Consider the following 19,560-nt stretch of genomic DNA (forward strand, 5'->3'; position numbering starts at 1 on the left):
CAGTCGCGCGGCCAGCTATGCCACATAACTGTGACGCCCCTCACACATTGGCATGGCCGTTGCTTTGTCTGGCTACCAACTGGTTTTCCGTCAATGGGGGTGTGACATGGACATGAATTTCAATTTTGAGCCGGTCTATCCGCGTCACGATCTGATGGTCGAACTTAGCCAGGTCGAGATGGCGATGGACAGCTTGAGCGAAAGCGACGACACCGAACGCGGTGTGCTGCAGCCGGATCTGGAGTCGCGCATGAACAGCCTGCTCGAAGCGCTGGATCATTTGGCCATCTAAAGCATCACCCGTGTGCATGGCGACGATGCCAAGTACATCGAGATTGCCTGTCAGGGGAGCGGCCGCGCGAGAGTGGCCCGGCCGATGATGGCAACCTGTCCAACGTTTCCGGGTAGCTCGCCTTGAGCTGCTGTGGCCGCCATGCGGCGGTGCGTCGCTTGCACCTTCACCGGTGCGCCGCCTGATAGGGGATCAGGTCAAGCCTTGCGCATGCCGCATGGCGACCACAGCAGCTCAACCGTACGTCTGCTTGATTGGGAGCCGGTCTGCGTGCCTCCGGATTTAATGTGCAAACGGATCCCGGCGTAGTCACTGGAGAGCCTTGGAAAGGCTCTAGTGAATGAACACGCTGTCGACAATTTCGGTCAGGTTGCGCGAAAGGCCCTCGTGCCCCGCCAGTTCGGCAATGGCCGCGCGGGCTGCCGCGCGACGCTGCGGTTCCAGTCGCTGCCAGCCATTGAATGCCGTGGCCAGTCTCGCGGCGAGCTGAGGGTTCAAGGCATCGAGTGTGACCAGCCGTTCGGCGAGGAAGCGGTAACCGGCACCATCGAGTCGATGGAAACCGCTGGGATTGATGCGCACGAACGCACCGAGCAAGGCCTGCACGCGGTTCGGATTCTTCAGGGTAAATGCTGGGTCGTTTTCCAACGCGAGTACGCGATCCAGCGCGCCATCGCCCGGCACCTGCGCCTGCACGGCAAACCACTTGTCCAGCGCCAGCGCGTTGTCGGCATAGCGCTCGCGAAAGTAGAGCAAGGCCGGCGCAGCCTCGGGCGCATTGCCGCGTAGCAGCACGGCGAGTGCGGCGAGCCGGTCGGTCATGCCGGGTGCGTCATCGTATTGGGATGCCGCGAGCAGGCGCGTACCGGGCCCGTCGATCAACCCCAGCAATTCCAGCACGCGGCGTTTCAGTCGACGCCGCGCCTGGCTGACAGCATCGAGTGCTGCATTGGTGTCGGCGGCCAGCGCCTGATAGCGCCGGCGAAGCGCCTCTGCGCCGAGCCTGGCGGCCAGCCGGCGCAGCAGACTTTGGCGCAGTGCATGGATGTGCTGCGGGTCGACCGCTTTCTCGCGCTCGGCCAATTCGACTTCACCCGGCGGCGTCAACAAATCGGCCAGCAAAGCGTCGTCGATGGTGCTGTTGTTGAACAACTGCGCCAGCGACTCGCACCAGGCCTGCAGTGCATCAGTAGCCGCGCCGTCGCGCAGGTTCTCGTAGGCGCGCGCCGCAAGTTGCTGGCTGGCCTCCCACCGATTGAAGCCGTCGGCGTCGTGGCCCAGCAGCAGCGCCAGTTCGTCCGGGGTGTAGTCGCATTCCAGGATCACCGGTGCGGAAAAACCGCGCAGCAATGACGGGACCGGTGCAGAGGGGATGCCAGTGAAGACGAAGCTTTGCTCGGCGCCAGTCAGGACGATGACCCGTTCGTTTACTTGCTCGGACGTCTGGCCGTCCATATGCAGCGGTAGCATGTCGCCGTTGCGCGCAAACAGCGCAAGCTTGACTGGGATCGGCAAGGGAAGTGCGGGCTCATGGTCTGCCCCGGCCTGGATGTGCTGCGCCAACGTAAGCGTGTATTCGTGCCGTGCTGCGTCGTACTGGCCATGCGCCTTCAGCCGTGGCGTGCCGGCTTGCGCGTACCAGGCCAGATACGGTGTCAGGTCGATCCCGTTCGCGTCGCCCAGCGACGAGAGAAAATCTTCCAGCGCTGCGGCGCGGCCGTCATTGCGTTCGAAGTACAGATCCATGCCACGACGAAAGCCGTCAGTGCCAAGTCGCCCGGCCAGCATGCGCACCAGCTCGGAACCTTTCTCGTACACCGTCGCGGTATAGAAATTGTTGATTTCACTGTATTGCGCCGGCCGTACCGGATGCGCCAGTGGACCGGCGTCTTCGGGAAATTGGGCGCGCCGCAGCAGCGAAACATCCTCGATGCGTTTCAGTGGCGCCGAGTTCATGTCGGCCGAGAAGCTCTGCTCGCGAAACACCGTGAGCCCTTCCTTCAACGACAGCTGAAACCAGTCGCGACAGGTCACCCGGTTGCCACTCCAGTTATGGAAGTACTCGTGGGCCACTACCGCCTCGACATGTCGGTATTCGTCGTCGGTGGTGCTGTCCGGGTCGGCCAGCAGGCACTTCGCGTTGAAGATGTTGAGACCCTTGTTCTCCATCGCGCCCATGTTGAAATCGTGGGTGGCGACGACGTGGAACACATCCAGGTCGTAATTGCGGCCGTACGTCTGTTCGTCCCAGCGCATCGACCGCTCCAGCGCATCCATCGCGTAGTCGCAACGGCCGATGGCGTCGGCCTCGGCCCAGATATTCAGTGTGACGGCGCGACCGTCGGCGGTGACATAGTCGCGCACGATTTTTTCCAGTCTGCCGGCAACCAGCGCGAACAGGTAGCTCGGTTTCGGATGAGGATCGACGAAGCGCGCCCAATGCCGATCGCCGTCGAGCTCACCGGCACCGTCGGGATTCCCGCCAGCCAATAGCACAGGGAAACGCTCGCGGTCGGCGCGCAGGGTGACGGTGTAGCGAGACTGCACGTCAGGGCGATCGGGGAAGAACGTGATGTGGCGAAAGCCCTCGGCCTCGCACTGGGTCAGCAGAAAGCCGGCTTCACGCGAGCCGGAAAGATACAGGCCTTCCAGTGCGGTATTCACGGCCGGCCGCAGCCGCACGCGCGTCTCCAGGACGCTGCCGTCACGGACGTCGTCGATTTCCAGCACGCGGTCGGCATAGCGGTAGGCGGTGGCTGGCAGCGCCTGGCCATCGAGCATGATCGACAGCAGCTCGAGGTTCTCGCCGTCCAGCCGCAGCGGCTGCGTTTGCGTGCGATCGCGGCGCAACAGCAGGCGCGCGGAAAGTTCAGTGGCATCGATGCCGAGATCGAAATCCAGGTCGACCGTTTCGACTCGCCATGCGGGTGCACGATAGTCGCTGAGACGAATCAACGCGGCTTGCTCGGGGGATACGTTCATGCGACCAGCTGATGTATGGGGAGGGATCACGCTAACATGTAGCGCTTTAACGGCAGGATACTTCAATGACGCGATATGCCGCCGAAAACGCCCGGCTGGGCGAGCAGGAAATCGTGGTTCTGACGGATCACGTCGATAACCGTCGATTGCGCATAGCGCGTCATGGTGCCGCACTTCTCAGCTACGAGGTGGCGTTCGGCGGGGTGACGCAGGACCTCGCCGACGGCTACCGCGATGCCGCCGAGATAGCTGGCCGCCCCGGTTCGCGTTTTGCGGTCATGGTGCCGTTCGCCGGGCGCATCGCCGATGCCCGCTACACGTTCGACGGCCAGCCGCAGGATCTGCAACCAGGCGTCGTCGGCGCGGAGCGGGCCAGTCGGCATGGCTTTGTGCGCGACGCGGCATTCGACGTCACCGCATTGAGCGCTGACGAGAACGGCGCGCAGGTGACGCTGACCACGAAAGCGATCCGGCCACAGCCCGGTTATCCGCATTCGATCGACCTCAGCATCACGTTCATGCTGAACGCTGGCGGCCTCACGCTGGAAGCATCGATGCGCAATGTGGGTGATAGCGCGGCACCTTGTTTCTTCGGCTGGCATCCGTACTTCCGGCTGGCCGCAAGCTCGGTCGATGGCTGGCAACTGCAGATCCCGGCACAGACACTGATCCGCTCCGGTGCCGACCTCATCGCATTACCCGGGGAGGCCGCATACGTGTCGCTGGATGACGTGCCCGCCCTTGATTTTCGCGAACCGCGGCTGCTCGGCGACAGCATTCTCGATCATGAGTACACCGATCTGCATGCCGAAGCGGACGGCCGCTTCCGCACCCGCCTGCGCGATCCAGCCAGCGGACTGGGCATCGCGGTGTGGCAGGAAAGCGGTGTGATGCACGCGTTCACCGCCGACACGGCGAGCCGCGATGCGCGGCGCGCCATCGCGCTTGAGCCGATGGAATGCATGGCCAATGCATTCAACCGGCCCGAATGGGCGCAAGCGATTCGCTTGCTGCCGGGCGCCGAACGCCACTTCCGCTGCGGTGTGGAGGTTGAATTGTCATGAGTACGCTTTTGACCACGCTCGCGCCGACCACAGTCAGCTTGCCAACGTTCGAACAGATCCGAGACGCAGCAGCACGTATCGCACCCTATGCGCAGGTAACGCCGGTGCTGCGCAGCGCGGCGCTGGATGCGTTGAGCGGTTCCGAGCTGCATTTCAAGTGCGAGAACCTGCAGCGCGGCGGCGCGTTCAAATTCCGCGGTGCCTGCAACGCGGTGTGGGCGCTGTCCGATGCGCAGGCGGCGCACGGCGTGGTTACGCATTCTTCCGGCAACCACGGCAACGCACTGGCGCTGGCGGCTGCGACTCGCGGCATCGCCGCCCACGTTGTTGTGCCGGATGGTGCGGTGCGCGCGAAGGTCGAGGCGATCGAGCGCGCAGGGGCAATTCTCCATCGTTGCGCGCCGACCCAGGCAGCGCGCGAGGCGATGTCGGCCGAGGTGCAACGGGCCACGGGTGCTGTGCTGGTGCATCCGTATGCCGACACCCAGGTGATGGCCGGGCAGGGCACGCTCGCACTGGAGTTGCTGCAACAGGTCGCTAGGCTTGATGCGCTGATCACGCCGGTCGGCGGTGGCGGCCTCGCCAGTGGCGTGGCGATTGCCGCGCACGGCATCGACCCCGCGCTGACGCTGTTTGGTGCCGAGCCGCAGGGCGCCGATGATGCCGCGCAGTCGCTGGCGCGCGGTGCGCGGGTGACCACGGTCGTGCCGGACACCCTGTGCGATGGTCTGCGCGCGCTGATCGGCGAACCCAATCTCGATGCGTTGCGTGCGCACCAGGTGGACGTGATCACGGTCAGTGATGCAGAGACGATCGCGGCGATGCAGTTGCTGTGGTCGGAGCTGAAGCTGGTCGTGGAAGTATCCAGCGCCACCGTGCTGGCGGCGGTGCTGCAGCAGCGCGAGCGGTTTGCCGGTCGCCGGGTCGGTGTGGTGCTGACCGGTGGCAATGTCGATCTGCAGGCGTTGCCCTGGTAGTGCGCATCGAGGCGCCGTAGCGGCATTCCCCGTCTTAGCCCAACGCCCCTTCCACCGAAGCGTTGCTGCTGGTCTTCTCCGGCTCAACGACGGCTGCGTTATGCGGCGTTCGTTCGAAGACATGCAGATCCAGACGGCTGACCGGAATCGGTCGGTAATCTTCGCCGAACGCGACTTCACCCGGCGTCCATCCCTCGATGCAGCGCACCGCACCCCAGAAGCGCCTGAGCGCGGCCCAGTGCAGGCCGACCAGGCCATAGTTGTTGTCGGCGTCGACCATCGGGTCACCCACGCCGGTCGGTCGCGCCGGTTCGCCGTAGAGCGAAGTGCCGAACAGCACGTCCCAGATCGAGAGCACCTGCCCGTAGTTGCACACGTGCAGCCTCGGCCGTTCGGGATCGACCAGCATGTGATGCAGGCGATGGAATTTCGGATCGACGAAGATCCGGCCGAACACACGGCCAAATCCGATCCGCGCGTTGATGTGCGAGAAGTTCTGCACCAGTTCGCCGATCAGTATCAGCCAGGCGAACTGGTCCGGATCCACACCGATCACCAAGCCCACCACGGCCAGTACCATCGACTGGATGAAGCCGTCGACGAGACTGCCGCGATCGTTCGTCCAGCAGCTCATCTGGCGCGTGCTGTGATGCATGCTGTGCAGTGCCCACCACCACGGGATCGCGTGCTGGGTGCGGTGCATCCAGTAGTACACGAAGTCGTAGACCAGGTAGTAGACCCCGAACAGCACGAACGGATGCTGGTTGAACCAGGGCACCCAGTGCACCAGCGCGAACGGCGAGCCGGTGCTGGAATCGTCGCTGCCGCCGAACAGGTGACTGAACGGCGTGAGCACCAGATAGGTGAACAGCGGAAAGATGCCGAGCAGCATCAGCAGCGTGTAGTTGCGATCGACCAGGGTCAATCGGCGGTCGGTCCATTGTTCGGCAGGAAAGAACGTTTCCAGCGGACGGAAGATGAAGCCGATAATGCTTACCTGCAGCGCAGCAATCAGCAGCGAGGCGGCAATGTCATCGGGATTGCCGGCCAGCTCGGTCAGATGCAGCGCATCCAGCAGCGGCACGACGGCATGGCCGCTCAGCCAAGCCACCAGGTGGGACCAGAGTTGGGTCAGATCAAACATCGCATTTCTTCATCTTCATCAGCGGCCCATGATATCGCCGTGCGCAACCCCTGATGCTGAATGGCCGGCTCCACCGCAACGTCTTGCGCCCGCCATTTTGCTCCTGCCCCTGCTCGCAGGGGGAGGTTGGGAGGGGGGATTTTGATCGTCGGACAAAGAGCGACCCTACCCCTACCCTCCCCTGCAAGCAGGGGGGAGAAACCCGCAGAGTGGATGTCCAGGCCGCCATCAGCCGAACGCCGGCGGAACGGCGCAGCCAGTACCACCAGCGCACACCTGCGCAAGCCCGTAAGATGACGCTTAGGTTAAGGTCGAGTCCTACAGGGGGACTTTCAATCCATGCATCGCATTTCGTTACGCTTCACGCGGCCCCGCGTGGTCTCGCTGTGTGCGCTGGTTTTCTTCGCTGCCTGTGCCGGCGCTACCGCGCTGCAGGAGCCCAAGGCGTTGCAACAGGGCTTCATCCTGGCCCTGATGCTGTGCGTGGTCGGTGTATGGCTGTTTGCGTTCGCGCGATTTGCCACCGCGCTGGTGGTCAGCGGCGCCTTGTTCGTCGCGCTCAAGTTTCTGGCGGTACTGAAGCTGCAGTATCTCGAAGAGTCGCTGATGCCGTCGGATTTCATCTACTACGCCGGCACCAGTCTGCTCGACACACTGCGCCACTATCCACACCTGTATGCCCTGGGTATCGGCATCTGCGTGGTGGTGCCGCCGCTGCTGTGGCTGATCTGGCGTTGGGATTGGCGCGTGCTGACCGGGTTCCGCTCATGGCTCGGGGTTGGCGTTCGCGTGGGCGGAATCGCTTTGTGCGCGCTGGCGTTCTGGGTCTGCATGCTGCCCAACGGACCCTTCGCGACCGTGCATCAGCGGGGTGTCTGGGAGAAATTATCCGATGACGCCCAGCTGACGAATTTCTTCGTCAACTTCGACGACGCCAAAGTCCATCTTCCGGCGATGGCCAGTGATGCTGCCGCGGAGCAGCAGTGGGGATCGACTGCAGCGGGTGAGCCGGGCACGACCCATCCGCCATATCCCGACATCGTGCAGGTGCTGGAAGAGAGCACGTTCGATCCGTCGATCTACACCGCCTGCACCGCGCCGGAGTGCAGTAGCGTGCAAATGTTCCAGGCCGATGCCCGCACCCGTGGCACCGGTGTGCTGCGCGTGCATACGTTTGGCGGTGGCACCTGGGTCAGCGAGTTCGCGACGCTGACCGGCATGCCGCAGGACATCTTCGGCCCCGGCGGCATGTATGCACCGTACGTGCTGGCGCCGCACGTGCGCGACGCGTTGGCGATGCAGCTGCGTCGGCTCGGTTATCTCACCATCGCGATCTATCCGACCGAGGGCAGCTTCATCAACGGACGCAATGCATACAGGTCGTATGGTTTCGATCACCTGTACGACGTCAATGAGCTCGGCCTGGACGAATGGGAAGAGACCGACAAGCAGATGTTCGACGCCGCCAAGCGCGTCTACGACAAGGTGAAGAAACCGGGCCAGCCGGTGTTCGTGATGATCCTGACGATCAACCAGCACGGCCCGCACAATGATTTGCCTCTGGACAAGCTGCCGCCGCCGTTCAATGGCGGCAAGCTGCAGGGACTGTCAGCGGCTGCGGAAATCAACTTCAGCGCCTACCTGTCGCGCCTGCATGATTCCGATCAGGCCATGCTCGGGCTGGAACACGATTTCCTCGATCGCGAGCAACCGACGCTGTTGATGCATTTCGGCGATCATCAACCGTCTTTCGAGGGCATGATCCGCGGCATGTCGCGCACGCTGCCGCCCGCGCTGCAGCCGTACCGTGACTACCTCACCTACTACATGCTGAAAAGCAACTTTGCCGCAACGCCACTGCCGAGTTACCCCATGCTCGACATCGCGTTCCTGCCCAGCATGGTGCTGCAGGCCGCCGGCCTGCCGAAGGATCCCTACTTTTCCGCCTTGACGGTACTGCGCACCCGCTGCAATGGGCTATACGACGACTGCACCGTGCCGGGCCTGGTGGACTCTTACCACGCGTGGACGTTTGGACGGCTGCACGTATATCAATAAGTAGTGGATTTGGAGTGTGGTATAGGCAGCGACGTAGCGTTGGCCGGTTGAATCCGTAACCTTAAGCGGATATTGCATGGCACTTAATGCGCAGCGATAAAACCGCCGTGCTGCATCCGGTTATGCATCCGATTGTTAGTCGAATCCAGTACGGATAAGCTCCCCGTGGATCAAGCCGTTACGCTTGAACCTCCGGACGTGATCAGGGATGTATGGTCGGACCCACGAGTCTGCATATTAGGTAGTTAGACCGCGTGAAACCCGAAGCCGCCAAGCACTTCGCAATCTTGCTCGCTGTTGTCATTGCAATAGCGTTGCTGCTTTCGCTCGCGTGGCATGTCCCAAAATGACCCGTCAAATCGTGTTCACACCAAAGGCGGCCAAGCCGCCGCCGACTTATAGCCAGGCGGTCAAAGCTGCCGGTCTGGTCTTCGTATCAGGCACAGCTCCAATTGATCCGGCCACGGGTGCGATCAAGGGCGCAACCATTCAGGAGCAGACTCGGCAGTGTCTGGCCAACATACAGGCCATCCTGGAGGAGGCGGGCAGTTCTCTGGACAAGATCGTCAGCGTCACGGTCGTATTGGCGGATGAAGACGACTTCGCTGGCATGAATGAGGAGTGGCTCAACTGGTTCCCTACCCATCCTCCAGCTCGGCAGGGTGCCAAGCTGCCTGCGCGCATTCCTGGGCTCAAGGTCTCCATTGCGGCAATCGCCGAGATCTAACAGCTCATTCTAGGCGGACGGCTTCGCCGCCGCTCAACTCCGGCGTTGGACCTCATGAATATTTCGGTGCAAATTCGTCGCTACATGCCAGGTGAGGAGCGGGCGCTATTTGAGGTGTACTACTCCGCCATTCATCTCACGACCAGCCGCGACTACACGCCCGAACAGATACAAGCTTGGGCGCCCAAGGATCTGGATATGAATCTTTGGGAGAAGCGCATTCGCGGCATCAATCCCTTCGTCGCCGAATTGAACGGGGAGGTTGCCGGATATGCCGATCTCCAGGCGAACGGCTACATCGATCACTTCTTCGTGTCTGGTACCCATTCTCGCAGAGGCATAGGATCGCGGTTGATGGAGCATCTTCTCGAAGAGGCAAAGGCACTTGGACTGTCTGAGTTGACCTCGGACGTAAGTCGCACTGCTCAGCCGTTCTATGAGAAGTTTGGCTTTGTGGTGGTTGAGCAGCGCTGGCCAGAGCGTCGCGGCGTCATCATCCCCAACGCGCTCATGAGGCGCTACGAGGTATGAGTCCACTGAGGCCACGGGTTGATGCCTGAGAATTCATTCAAGCCGACGCCGCTTCGTAGCGCGGCTCGATTCAAACGTCACGCCCCAAGAACCTTGAAGACGAACGAGTGGCATCATCGGGAGAATTTATGACCAACAAGACCGCGCTATCGCAGTACCTAGTCATCTCCCGCGGGCAGTGGGACAAAGACAGATCGCCCGAGGAAATACAGAAGTCGATTGACGACTTCTACGTCTGGCACGATCGACTCGTCAGCGAAGGGAGGCTGAAAGCGGGACAACGGCTCGCCAGAGAGGTGAAAGTTGTCTCGGAGCTCGGCGTGAGTGATGGCCCCTTTGCCGAATCCAAGGAAGTTGTGGGCGGCTACTGGTTTTTCATGGCCGGCAGCCTTGACGAAGCGGCGGCACTTGCCGCGCAGAATCCTTGCCTGGCCTTCGGTTTGATCAACGAGGTTCGACCCATTGAAGAGGAAAAGGCCAGCGCATTCAGGTTGAGCTGTGAAACGCCTGGGAATGCCGGCGATAAAGAATGACTTGCCGTGGAAATCATTGCGCGCGGCAAACTAGCCCTGCTCGTTAGATAGAGAATGCCGACATGTCAGCTTGGGCGAATAGTTCGCCTATGCTGGATTTTCTTTCTTGCCACCAGGAATGTTGGTCATGTCCGTAGTCGCGCACGTCGATGAGAAGCCGCTCGCGGCGAAGGTGGTTGTGATCGGTCACCGGGGCGCCAGCGCGCTGCGGCCGGAACATACTCTGGCTTCATACGGTCACGCGATTGCCGACGGTGCCGACTTCATCGAACCGGACCTGGTGGTGACGAAGGACGGCGTCATGGTCGCGCGGCACGAGAGCGAATTCGGCGGCACTACTGACGTTGCCGAGCATCCTGAATTTGCCGCGCGCAAGACGACAAAGACGATCGATGGCCACGCGGTCAGCGGCTGGTTCGTGGAGGACTTCAACCTGGCCGAACTGAAGACTTTGCGCGCGCGTGAACGACTGCCACAGCTTCGCAGCACGCGCCACGACGGCGAGTTCCCGATTCCTACACTGGAGGAAATCATCGCGTTCGTTGCCGACGAGTCGGCGCGGGTCGGTCGGCCCATCGGCATCATTCCGGAGATCAAGTGCGGCAGCTATTTTCGCAAGCTAGGCCTGCCGATGGAGGACAAGCTTCTGGCGACACTGGCCGCACACCCGTATACGCGTAGTGCCCCGGTGGAAATCCAGTCGTTCGAGATCGCCAATCTCAAGTACCTGCACGACAAGCTCGGTGGGACTCAGAGACGCCATCGGCACCCGAATATCCGTCTGCTGCAGTTGATCGGCGCGGCGGACGCACAACCCTGGGACATAGTGGCGGCAGGCGGACAACTCACTTACGGCCAAATGATGACGCCGACCGGCCTGCGCGACATCGCCAGTTATGCCGATGCGATCGGTCCGGGCATGCGCGCGATCATCCCGCTCGTCGCCGACGGCACGCTCGGCAGGCCCACCACGCTGGCGCATGACGCGCATGCGGCGGGGCTCGAACTCCACCCTTATACATTTCGCCCGGAAAACCAGTTCCAGGCGAAAAACTTCTGGCTGGGCGGCGACCCGGCCACTCGTAACGAGGCTGGCTCGATCGCCGAAATCCGCGCGTACCTCGATGCCGGCATCGATGCGTTCTTCACCGACGATCCGGCGCTCGGCCGCAAGGCAGTCGACCTGCGCTGAGCGTCGCAGGGTAGTGCCGCGCACATCGGCATCCAGCCTTGGCTATGATCGACCGCAGCCCTTCACGGTTACCTGCATGGTTGCGATGCCCTCCCTGATTTTTCCGAACACCCGCCCGCGCTGGCTTTTCCCGCTCATCGCCTGCGCGGCGGTAGGCGCGATCGTGGGCGGGCTGGCGATGGCGCAGGATCCGGCCAGCCCGTGGCGTTGGTTGCACTGGATCGGCAAGCCGCTGGCCACCGTATTCATCTTGCTGTTGGTGTGGCTCACACGGTTGCCGGTATCAGCGCGCTATCGACGCTGGATCGCTACCGGCATCGGCTTCTCGTTGATCGGCGACGTCCTGCTGATGCTGCCAGCTGACTTGTTTGTGCCCGGGCTGGCGGCTTTCCTGCTGGGTCATCTGTGTTTCATTGCGGCGTTTGTCGGTGATAGCCGGTTCGCTGCGCGCCCCATCCTGTTACTGGCCAGTCTCGGCTACGGTGCGATCAACCTGTGTCTGCTGTGGGGCTCGATCGGGGTGCCGCTGCGGTTGCCGGTGATCGTCTACGTGATCGTGCTGACCGGCATGGGCGGGCAGGCGATGGGGCGTGCGCAAGGTTTTTCGATGCATGGTGATCCGAGGGTACGCGGCGCCAGGTTGGCGGCCATTGGAGCGCTGACGTTCATGCTCAGCGATAGTCTGCTGGCGTGGAACCGCTTTCACGCAGCGATCCCGTGGGCCACTTTTTGGGTGCTCTCGACGTATTATCTGGCTTTATGGTGGATCGCATGCTCGGTGCAGAGCAGCAACGAAGCGACTAAGGCAGGCGCAGCAAAGCCGCTACATTGAATCGGGCATATTGAACCGGCCACATTGAATCGGGCACATTGAATTGAACACGCAGGAACTCATCATCACCTGGGCCACGCCGGTGTTCTTCGCGTTGATCGCGCTGGAACTGCTGGTGGCGAAGCTGCGCGGCAAGCGCGCGTATGCCAGCAACGATGCGATCAACAGCATCGGGCTGGGCGTGATTTCGCAGATCGTCGGCGTGTTCAGCAAGTTGCTGACCTTCGGTATCTACGCCTGGTGCGTGCAGCATCTGGCGCTGATCACCTTGCCGGAGGACAACCTGGCGGTGTGGGTCGGTGCGTTGCTGCTGTACGACTTTTGCTACTACTGGCTGCATCGCTGCGGGCACCGGGTGAACATCCTGTGGGCCGCGCATGTGGTGCACCACCAGAGCGAGCACTACAACCTTTCCACCGCGCTGCGCCAGACCGGAAGCGGCGTGCTGCTGGGCTGGCTGTTCTATCTGCCGCTGGCGCTGCTGGGGGTGCCGCTGAAAGTGTTCGTGATCGTGGCGCTGATCGACTTGCTCTATCAGTTCTGGGTGCATACCGAACAGATCGGCCGGCTCGGCTGGTTCGATCGGGTGTTCTGTTCGCCGTCGAACCATCGCGCGCATCACGCGGTGAACGATCGTTACCTGGACCGCAATTACGGCGGCATCCTGATCGTGTGGGACCGGCTGTTCGGTAGCTTCATCGAGGAAGACGATACCGACCCGCCGGTCTACGGCACGCGATCACCGCTGCGCAGCTGGAACCCGCTGTGGGCCAATGCCGAGGTGTACTGGAGCACCGCGGTGGACGCCTGGCACGCGCGGCGTTGGCGCGATAAGTTGCTGCTGTGGCTGAAGCCGCCAGGCTGGCGGCCGACGGATGTGGCGGAGCGTTACCCCAAATCGGCGTTCGTGATGAGCAGTGAGCGTTTCAATCCGCCGGTGTCGCGCGCGCTGACGATTTACGCGTTGCTGCAATTTGCGTTGCTGCTCGCGATGACCACGCAGTTTCTCGGCATGACGAGTACCGCGAGCTTCCCGGCGATGCTGGCTTACGCGGTGTATCTGGTGGCCAGCCTGTGGGTGCTTGGGGCACTGATGGAAGCACGGCGCTGGGCGCCATGGGTGGAAGGGTTGCGTTTGCTGGCGACGGCGCTGGTGCCGGCTTTGAGCGGTCAGTGGTTCGGCAACAGCCATCTGGACGGCCATATCGCGATGGCTATCGCAGCGCTATTCGGACTCAGTGCACTCGCGCTGCCGTGGGTACTCGGCAACCGCCATGCCGATACGTTGCCCGGCAACCCCGCGCCGTTGTAGGAGCGCACCCTGTGCGCGATTTGCGCTGGCGGAAGGGCGTCGCGCATAGGGTGCGCGCCTACCCCCAGGCGCCATGGGAGATTTGCCTGTGGCTCAAGGCATGCAGGCATGGGCGGCAGTATTCGCTATGATCGCCGCTTGCTTACGGGGGTCATGCGATGGGTTTTTTCAGCAAGCTGGTGCGCCACAAGACGGTTGAGCAGTTGCAATCTGAGGTCGGTAAGCGCGGCGATTTCCGCCGTGTGCTGGGGTTGTGGCAGCTCACCGCGATCGGCATCGGCGGCATCATCGGCGTGGGTATTTTCGTGCTGGCTGGCCAGCAGGCTGCCGCCAATGCGGGCCCTGCCGTAGCGCTCAGCTTCATCATCGCCGGTCTCGGCAGCGCCTGCGCGGCGCTGTGCTATGCCGAATTCGCCGGGTTGATCCCGGTCACTGGCAGCGCCTACACCTACGGTTATGCGGTACTCGGTGAATTTGTCGCCTGGATCATCGGCTGGGATCTGCTGCTGGAATACGCGCTGGTGGTGGCGGTGGTGGCGATCGGCTGGTCCGGCTACGTGCAGGTACTGCTGAACTCGGCCGGCGTACATTTGCCGGAGTGGGCCCAGCAGAGCATGAGCACACAGACGATGCAGTACTACCTGCAGCAGGTCTTCGGCGCGCACGGCGCCCAGGCGATCGCGGGACCCAGCGACGGCCACCGTTTCAACGTGATTGCCGCGGGTGTGTCGGTGGCGGTCGCGGTGCTGCTCACCGTGCGCACCGAGTGGGGCGCGCGCTTCAACACGGCGGTGGTGGCGATCAAGGTGATCGGCGTCATGCTAGTGGTCGGCGTGGGCGTGTTCTACATCAACACGGCGAACTGGCATCCGTTCATTCCTGCGCGCATCGTCGACGCCACCACGGGCATCGGCCACTTCGGTTGGCAAGGTGTGCTGACCGGCGCCAGCGTGGTGTTCTTCGCGGTGTTCGGCTACGACACTCTGACCACGGCCGCCGAAGAGGCCAAGCACCCACAGCGCGATCTGCCGCGCGCAGTGCTGCTGTCGCTGGCGATCGCGATGGTGCTGTATATCGCGGTGTCACTGGTGCTCACCGGCATCACGCCTTACAGCCATCTGAGCGGCGAAGCGTCGGTCTCCGATGCATTCGAGTCGATCGGTCTGCACTGGCTCAGCATCACGATCGCGGCCGCCGCGGTGATCGGCGTCACCAGCGTGCTGTTTGCGTTCATGCTCGGCGCGGCGCGGATCTGGTTTGCGCTGGCGCGCGACGGCCTGCTGCCCGGCTGGTTTGCCAAGGTCAGCCCGCGCTTCGGCACACCGGCGCGACCGACCATCATCCTGGGCTTGTTCACCGCGCTGGTGGCCGGCCTGCTGCCGATCGGTCAGGTGGCCGAGCTGGTCAATATCGGCACGCTCAGTGCGTTCATCATCATCTGCGGCTCGATCATGTTGCTGCGTGCGCGCCGACCGGACCTGCAGCGCAACTTCAGGACGCCGGCCGTGTGGTTTACCGGGCCGCTCGGCATCATCTTCTCGGTTGTGCTGATCTATGGCTTGCCGTGGATCACCTACGAGCGCTTCATCATCTGGATGGGGCTGGGCTGCGTGATCTACTTCGGCTATGGCATTCGGCACAGCAAGCTGGAACAGGGCAATGGAGCATGAGGCCGTTGGTGAACTGGTTCGGCTGTCGATAAGCGCTGCTTGCGGCAGGGATCAATGGGCATTGACCGCCCGATCGCGGCCGTCAAACTTGGCGCGACGCATGGCCTGGTCGGCGCGCGCCAGCAAGGCTTCGATATTTTCGGCGGCATGAAGGCATTCGGCGACGCCGATGCTGACGGTCAGCGGGCCGTCCGGGCGTTGCACCGCGTGCACGGCGAGCCGCAGCTGCTCTGCCCTGCGGCTGGCCTGGTGCAGATCGAGACCGGGCAGCAGCATGGCGAATTCCTCGCCGCCGATGCGACCAATTAGGTCGCTTTTGCGCATCTGCGCGCGCAAGGTGGCGGCCAGTGCTATCAGTGCGGCATCGCCAGCAGCGTGGCCGTGGTCGTCGTTGAGCTGTTTGAAGTGGTCTGCGTCCAGGAACAGCGTGGACGCCGGCTTTTGCTGACGATGCGCCTCGCCGAGCGCGAGCCGCGCCAGCTCAAGAAAGCGGTTGCGCAGCAATAATCCGGTCAGGCCGTCAGTATTGGCCTGCTCGCGCAGCTGCCGTTCCAGCCGGAACTGTTCGAACAACGTGCGCGCCATGAACGCGCGCAGCACGGCCGACAGCGAAATGGCAATGGCCATGTAGACGGCGTACTGGACAATCTGCACGCCATCGGCTGCGCCGAGTACCAGCATGGACAGTGGTCCGAAGGCACATAGCGCCATCGCAACGGTGAAGTCCCACAACCCGAGCCAGATCACCGACGACGCCACCGGCAGCAGCAAGCCGGGCAACACCCAGGGCTGTCCCCGCACGTGGCCCATGCCGTTGAGGTTGATGCCAATCTCGAGCAACAGCACGCAAGACAGTGCCAGCAGACTGAGCGATAGCGGCCGCCGCACGCGCGTGGCAGCCGTGGCCACCAGCAGCAGCGGCAGCGCTGGTGTCAGCCTCAGCAGCAGCGGTAGGGATGAAGCAGCGACCAGGGTGCTGGCAGCCGTCGCCGCCACATAGGCCAAACAGGCAACCAGCATCAGCGCCTGGATCATCGGCCGCATGCGCTGGGCCAGATATTGCGTGTATTCGCGGCGCTGATCAGGTTCGCAACTGTGCTGCGGGCTTATGGACAAGGCGTGCATGGCATCTCGGTTGAAAGGAGGACGTGCGGATATTGCCGATGACTCCAGCAAGATGAGTGCCATGATCGTATCGGCCGGAACAGGCGCCGCTTGATCGCAAGCGCTCCCATGACCTTCGGCATGGGTTAAGCGTGGCGGGACCGGTCTAGCATCGACGCCTTGAGTCCATGTCGTGGCAGGTATACGCGTCGTGGATTCCCCCCATCGTCCACCGGAGAACGCATTGAAAGTCACCCGCCTCGCTTCCGCCCTCGTTGCCGCCGCTTTCGGGCTGGGCAGTTTCGCCGCGCTTGCCGATGTACCGGCACCGCAGGATGTGCCGTTTCAGGGCACCTTGAAGATCAATGTGGATGCCACAGACCTGGCCCATCGCGTCTTCCGCGTGCATGAAGTGGTGCCGGCGCAGCCGGGTCCGCTAACGCTGCTGTACCCGCAGTGGCTGCCGGGCAACCACTCGCCGAGTGGCCCGATCGACAAGCTGGCGGGGCTGGTGGTGACGGCGAACGGCAAGCCGCTGCCGTGGAAGCGCGACACGCTGAACGTATACGCGTTCCATGTCGACGTGCCGCAGGGTGTCAATAGCGTGGAGGTGTCGTTCGAGTATCTGTCCGCACAGAACACCCGCGAAGGTCGCGTGGTGATGACGCCGGAAATGCTCAACCTGCAGTGGAACGCGAACACGCTGTATCCGGCCGGCTACTTCAGCAGGCGCATCATGGCCGAGGCCAGCGTGAAGTTCCCCGTCGGCTGGCAGTTCGGCAGCGCGCTGGAAGTGGCTTCGCACGATGGCGACACGGTGAATTTCAAGCCGATCGGCTACAACGATCTGGTCGATTCGCCGATCTACGCCGGCAAGTATTTCAAGCGCGTCGATCTCGATCCGGGTTCGAAGACACCTGTGCACATGGACATCGTGGCGGACGCCGCGAAGTATCTTGAGATCACGCCGGCGCAGCTGAAGTTGCATCAGAATCTGGTGCAGCAGATGTACAAACTTTACGGCGCGCATCACTACGATCACTACGATTTCCTGTTTTCGCTGAGCGATAAGATGAGCGGCAATGGACTGGAGCATCATCGCTCCAGCGAAGATGGCGTGGGCACGGATTACTTCACCGAGTGGGACAAGAATGCGGTGGTCCGCGACCTGCTTCCGCATGAGTTCAACCACTCGTGGGACGGCAAATACCGTCGACCGGCCGACCTGTGGACGCCCAATTTCAATGTGCCGATGCAGGACTCCCTGCTATGGGTATACGAGGGCCAGACCCAGTTCTGGGGCTACGTAATGGCAGCGCGCTCGGGTCTGTGGAACGAGGATCAGGCGCACGACATCCTGGCCCTGGTGGCGGCAACTTATGATCGCGGCCGTCCGGGCCTGGCCAGCTGGCGCAACATCCAGGACACCACCAACGATCCGATCATCGCGCAGCGGGCGCCGCTGCCGTACCGCAATTACCAGGCGAGCGAGGATTATTACTCAGGCGGCCAGATGATCTGGCTCGACGTGGACGCCAAGCTACGTGAGCTGAGCCATGACAAGCATTCCATCGACGACTTCGCCAAGGCGTTCTTCGGCATGGACAACGGCAGCTTCGTCACCAATACCTACACGTTCGACGAGGTGGTGAAGACCCTCAACGACATCCAGCCGTTCGACTGGACCGGCTATCTGCGCGGCCGTCTGGACGGCCATGGTCCGCTGATCGGCGGCATCGAGTCGCATGGCTGGAAGCTGGTGTACAGCGACAAGCCCTCCGCCGCGGTCAAGGCGGTGGAAATGCGTCGCCACTCCGCTGACTTCACCTATTCGCTTGGCGTCTCGGTCGGCAAGGATGGCGAGATCGGCGACGTACTGTGGGATGGTCCGGCGTTCAAGGCCGGTCTATCGCCAGGCATGACGGTCATTGCCGTCAACGGCCATGACTACAACAGCGATGCGCTGAAGGACGCCGTCACCGCGGCAGCGGCAGACAAGAGCCAGTCGGTCGAGTTGCTGGTGAAGAACTTCGACGAGTACAAGACGGTGCGTATCGATTACCACGATGGCCTGAAGTACCCGCACCTGGTACGCGATACCGGCAAGCCCGACACCCTGGGCCTGCTGCTCAAGGCACGCTGAGGCGATCCGCTTCCCGCTTCCCCGAGTCAGTTCGGGGAAGCGCGTTGATTCGGGTGGGCGGAATCCCCCAGTCACGCCCTACGGCAACTCGGCTATACTGCGCTCCCGCGGTATGAGCCTCCGGCTCGGCACCGCGTCGGCCACCATGCGCTCGTAGCTCAGCTGGATAGAGTACTGCCCTCCGAAGGCAGTGGTCGTGGGTTCGAATCCCGCCGAGCGCACCATTCCTCCCGTGACATCTTCCATTCCCGATCCCGGGCAAACAGGTCCGGGTATCGCGTAAGTCAGCAGAGAACCTCGCAAGCCCATCAAGAGGCGTGCGGATTGCCTGTGTTCACCCCTCTCGCAGCGGCTCGCCCTGGGCGCGAAAGTGAGCTGAAAGTGGCAGTGAATGGGTCGCCGCCGTCATCAAAAAAAGCGCAGATCAGATCGACGAATATCATCGCCTGGTTGGCCCTTTCGCGGATTTGCCCTACATTCTGCGTGCCGAGCAAAAAATTCCGGCAAATCATCCATCCAGTACGCGGGGAAATGTATGGCGAAGACCCAGAAGAAAGTAGTGAAAAAGGCAGCTCCGAAGGCTGCTGCGAAACCGGTCGCTAACAAGCCGATCAAGGAAGTCCTGAGCAAGTCGGGACTGGTGGCGCATCTGGCTGAGACCAGCGGCGTGGTGGCCAAGGACGTTCGCGCGGTGATGGCGGCGCTCGAAGGTGCAGTCGTTGCATCCATCCATAAGAAGGGCGCGGGCTCGTTCATGCTGCCCGGCCTGTTGAAGATCTCCGCCATCAGCGTGCCGGCCAAGCCGAAGCGCAAGGGTATCAATCCGTTTACCAAGCTCGAGCAGGTGTTTGCCGCCAAGCCGGCAAGCGTCAAGGTGAAAGTGCGTCCGTTGAAGAAGCTCAAGGACGCGGCAGCCTGATAGGCGTGCCGACAGATGCGGTGACTTCGGTCACCGCATCTCCTGACCGATGGCCGATCGATCTGGCTCGGATCAGCCGG

General features: G+C 62.5%; 16 protein-coding genes and 1 tRNA gene. 14 read left to right on the plus strand and 3 right to left on the minus strand.

Going from position 1 to position 19,560, the window contains the following annotated elements; translation table 11 throughout:
• Positions 1-112: 112 nt before the first annotated feature.
• Positions 113-292 carry a hypothetical protein gene (locus HDE77_RS12065; RefSeq protein WP_255482686.1) on the plus strand — a complete coding sequence of 60 codons (180 nt, stop codon included), beginning with the start codon at positions 113-115 and terminating at the stop codon, positions 290-292.
• A 333-nt stretch (positions 293-625) separates the two neighbouring features.
• On the opposite strand, the gene pepN is transcribed toward HDE77_RS12065, so the two are convergent.
• Positions 626-3,274: an aminopeptidase N gene (gene pepN, locus HDE77_RS12070; RefSeq protein WP_184417577.1), complete on the minus strand. Its 2,649-nt coding sequence runs from the start codon at positions 3,272-3,274 to the stop codon at positions 626-628.
• A 65-nt stretch (positions 3,275-3,339) separates the two neighbouring features.
• Here pepN and HDE77_RS12075 point away from each other — a divergent pair, with 65 nt between their 5' ends.
• Together HDE77_RS12075 and HDE77_RS12080 are read left to right on the plus strand one after the other, a co-directional pair.
• Complete coding sequence (locus tag HDE77_RS12075; RefSeq protein ID WP_184417578.1) at positions 3,340-4,338, plus strand: aldose epimerase; 999 nt, start codon at positions 3,340-3,342, stop codon at positions 4,336-4,338.
• Positions 4,335-5,315 (plus strand): pyridoxal-phosphate dependent enzyme, encoded by a 981-nt coding sequence (locus HDE77_RS12080; protein WP_184417579.1) that lies wholly within the window; start codon positions 4,335-4,337, stop codon positions 5,313-5,315. The genes HDE77_RS12075 and HDE77_RS12080 overlap by 4 nt, the downstream gene beginning before the upstream one ends.
• 34 nt (positions 5,316-5,349) lie before the next feature.
• Here HDE77_RS12080 and HDE77_RS12085 read toward each other — a convergent pair whose 3' ends face one another.
• Positions 5,350-6,459, minus strand: a complete 1,110-nt coding sequence (locus tag HDE77_RS12085) for a sterol desaturase family protein (protein ID WP_184417580.1) — start codon at positions 6,457-6,459, stop codon at positions 5,350-5,352.
• 339 nt (positions 6,460-6,798) lie between these two features.
• Between HDE77_RS12085 and HDE77_RS12090 the strand changes: the two genes are divergently transcribed.
• The 8 genes from HDE77_RS12090 to HDE77_RS12125 all read left to right on the plus strand — a co-directional run bounded on the left by HDE77_RS12090 (position 6,799) and on the right by HDE77_RS12125 (position 15,314).
• The gene (locus HDE77_RS12090) at positions 6,799-8,517 is read left to right on the plus strand and encodes an alkaline phosphatase family protein (RefSeq protein ID WP_184417581.1); all 1,719 of its coding nucleotides are present in this window, start codon (positions 6,799-6,801) and stop codon (positions 8,515-8,517) included.
• 346 nt (positions 8,518-8,863) lie between these two features.
• Entirely contained in the window at positions 8,864-9,244 is a 381-nt protein-coding gene (locus HDE77_RS12095) for a RidA family protein (protein WP_184417582.1), read from the plus strand.
• 54 nt (positions 9,245-9,298) lie between these two features.
• Positions 9,299-9,775: a GNAT family N-acetyltransferase gene (locus HDE77_RS12100; RefSeq protein WP_221444254.1), complete on the plus strand. Its 477-nt coding sequence runs from the start codon at positions 9,299-9,301 to the stop codon at positions 9,773-9,775.
• Positions 9,776-9,903: 128 nt separating this feature from the next.
• Positions 9,904-10,308: a YciI family protein gene (locus HDE77_RS12105; protein ID WP_184417583.1), complete on the plus strand. Its 405-nt coding sequence runs from the start codon at positions 9,904-9,906 to the stop codon at positions 10,306-10,308.
• 127 nt (positions 10,309-10,435) lie between these two features.
• Entirely contained in the window at positions 10,436-11,500 is a 1,065-nt protein-coding gene (locus HDE77_RS12110; protein WP_184417584.1) for a glycerophosphodiester phosphodiesterase, read from the plus strand.
• An 85-nt stretch (positions 11,501-11,585) separates the two neighbouring features.
• Complete coding sequence (locus HDE77_RS12115) at positions 11,586-12,332, plus strand: lysoplasmalogenase (protein ID WP_255482687.1); 747 nt, start codon at positions 11,586-11,588, stop codon at positions 12,330-12,332.
• 43 nt (positions 12,333-12,375) lie between these two features.
• Entirely contained in the window at positions 12,376-13,644 is a 1,269-nt protein-coding gene (locus HDE77_RS12120) for a sterol desaturase family protein (protein ID WP_184417586.1), read from the plus strand.
• A 158-nt stretch (positions 13,645-13,802) separates the two neighbouring features.
• Entirely contained in the window at positions 13,803-15,314 is a 1,512-nt protein-coding gene (locus HDE77_RS12125; protein WP_184417587.1) for an amino acid permease, read from the plus strand.
• Between the two features lie 51 nt (positions 15,315-15,365).
• On the opposite strand, the gene HDE77_RS12130 is transcribed toward HDE77_RS12125, so the two are convergent.
• Positions 15,366-16,439 (minus strand): GGDEF domain-containing protein, encoded by a 1,074-nt coding sequence (locus HDE77_RS12130; protein ID WP_184417588.1) that lies wholly within the window; start codon positions 16,437-16,439, stop codon positions 15,366-15,368.
• Between the two features lie 223 nt (positions 16,440-16,662).
• On the opposite strand from HDE77_RS12130, the gene HDE77_RS12135 reads away from it, so the two are divergent.
• The 3 genes from HDE77_RS12135 to HDE77_RS12145 all read left to right on the plus strand — a co-directional run bounded on the left by HDE77_RS12135 (position 16,663) and on the right by HDE77_RS12145 (position 19,480).
• Positions 16,663-18,561, plus strand: a complete 1,899-nt coding sequence (locus tag HDE77_RS12135; RefSeq protein WP_184417613.1) for a M61 family metallopeptidase — start codon at positions 16,663-16,665, stop codon at positions 18,559-18,561.
• A 147-nt stretch (positions 18,562-18,708) separates the two neighbouring features.
• Positions 18,709-18,785, plus strand: a tRNA-Arg gene (locus HDE77_RS12140).
• 311 nt (positions 18,786-19,096) lie between these two features.
• Positions 19,097-19,480 (plus strand): HU family DNA-binding protein, encoded by a 384-nt coding sequence (locus tag HDE77_RS12145; protein WP_184417589.1) that lies wholly within the window; start codon positions 19,097-19,099, stop codon positions 19,478-19,480.
• Positions 19,481-19,560 lie beyond the last annotated feature (80 nt).

Origin of the sequence: Rhodanobacter sp. MP7CTX1, assembly GCF_014205795.1 — a bacterium.
Lineage (GTDB): Bacteria > Pseudomonadota > Gammaproteobacteria > Xanthomonadales > Rhodanobacteraceae > Rhodanobacter.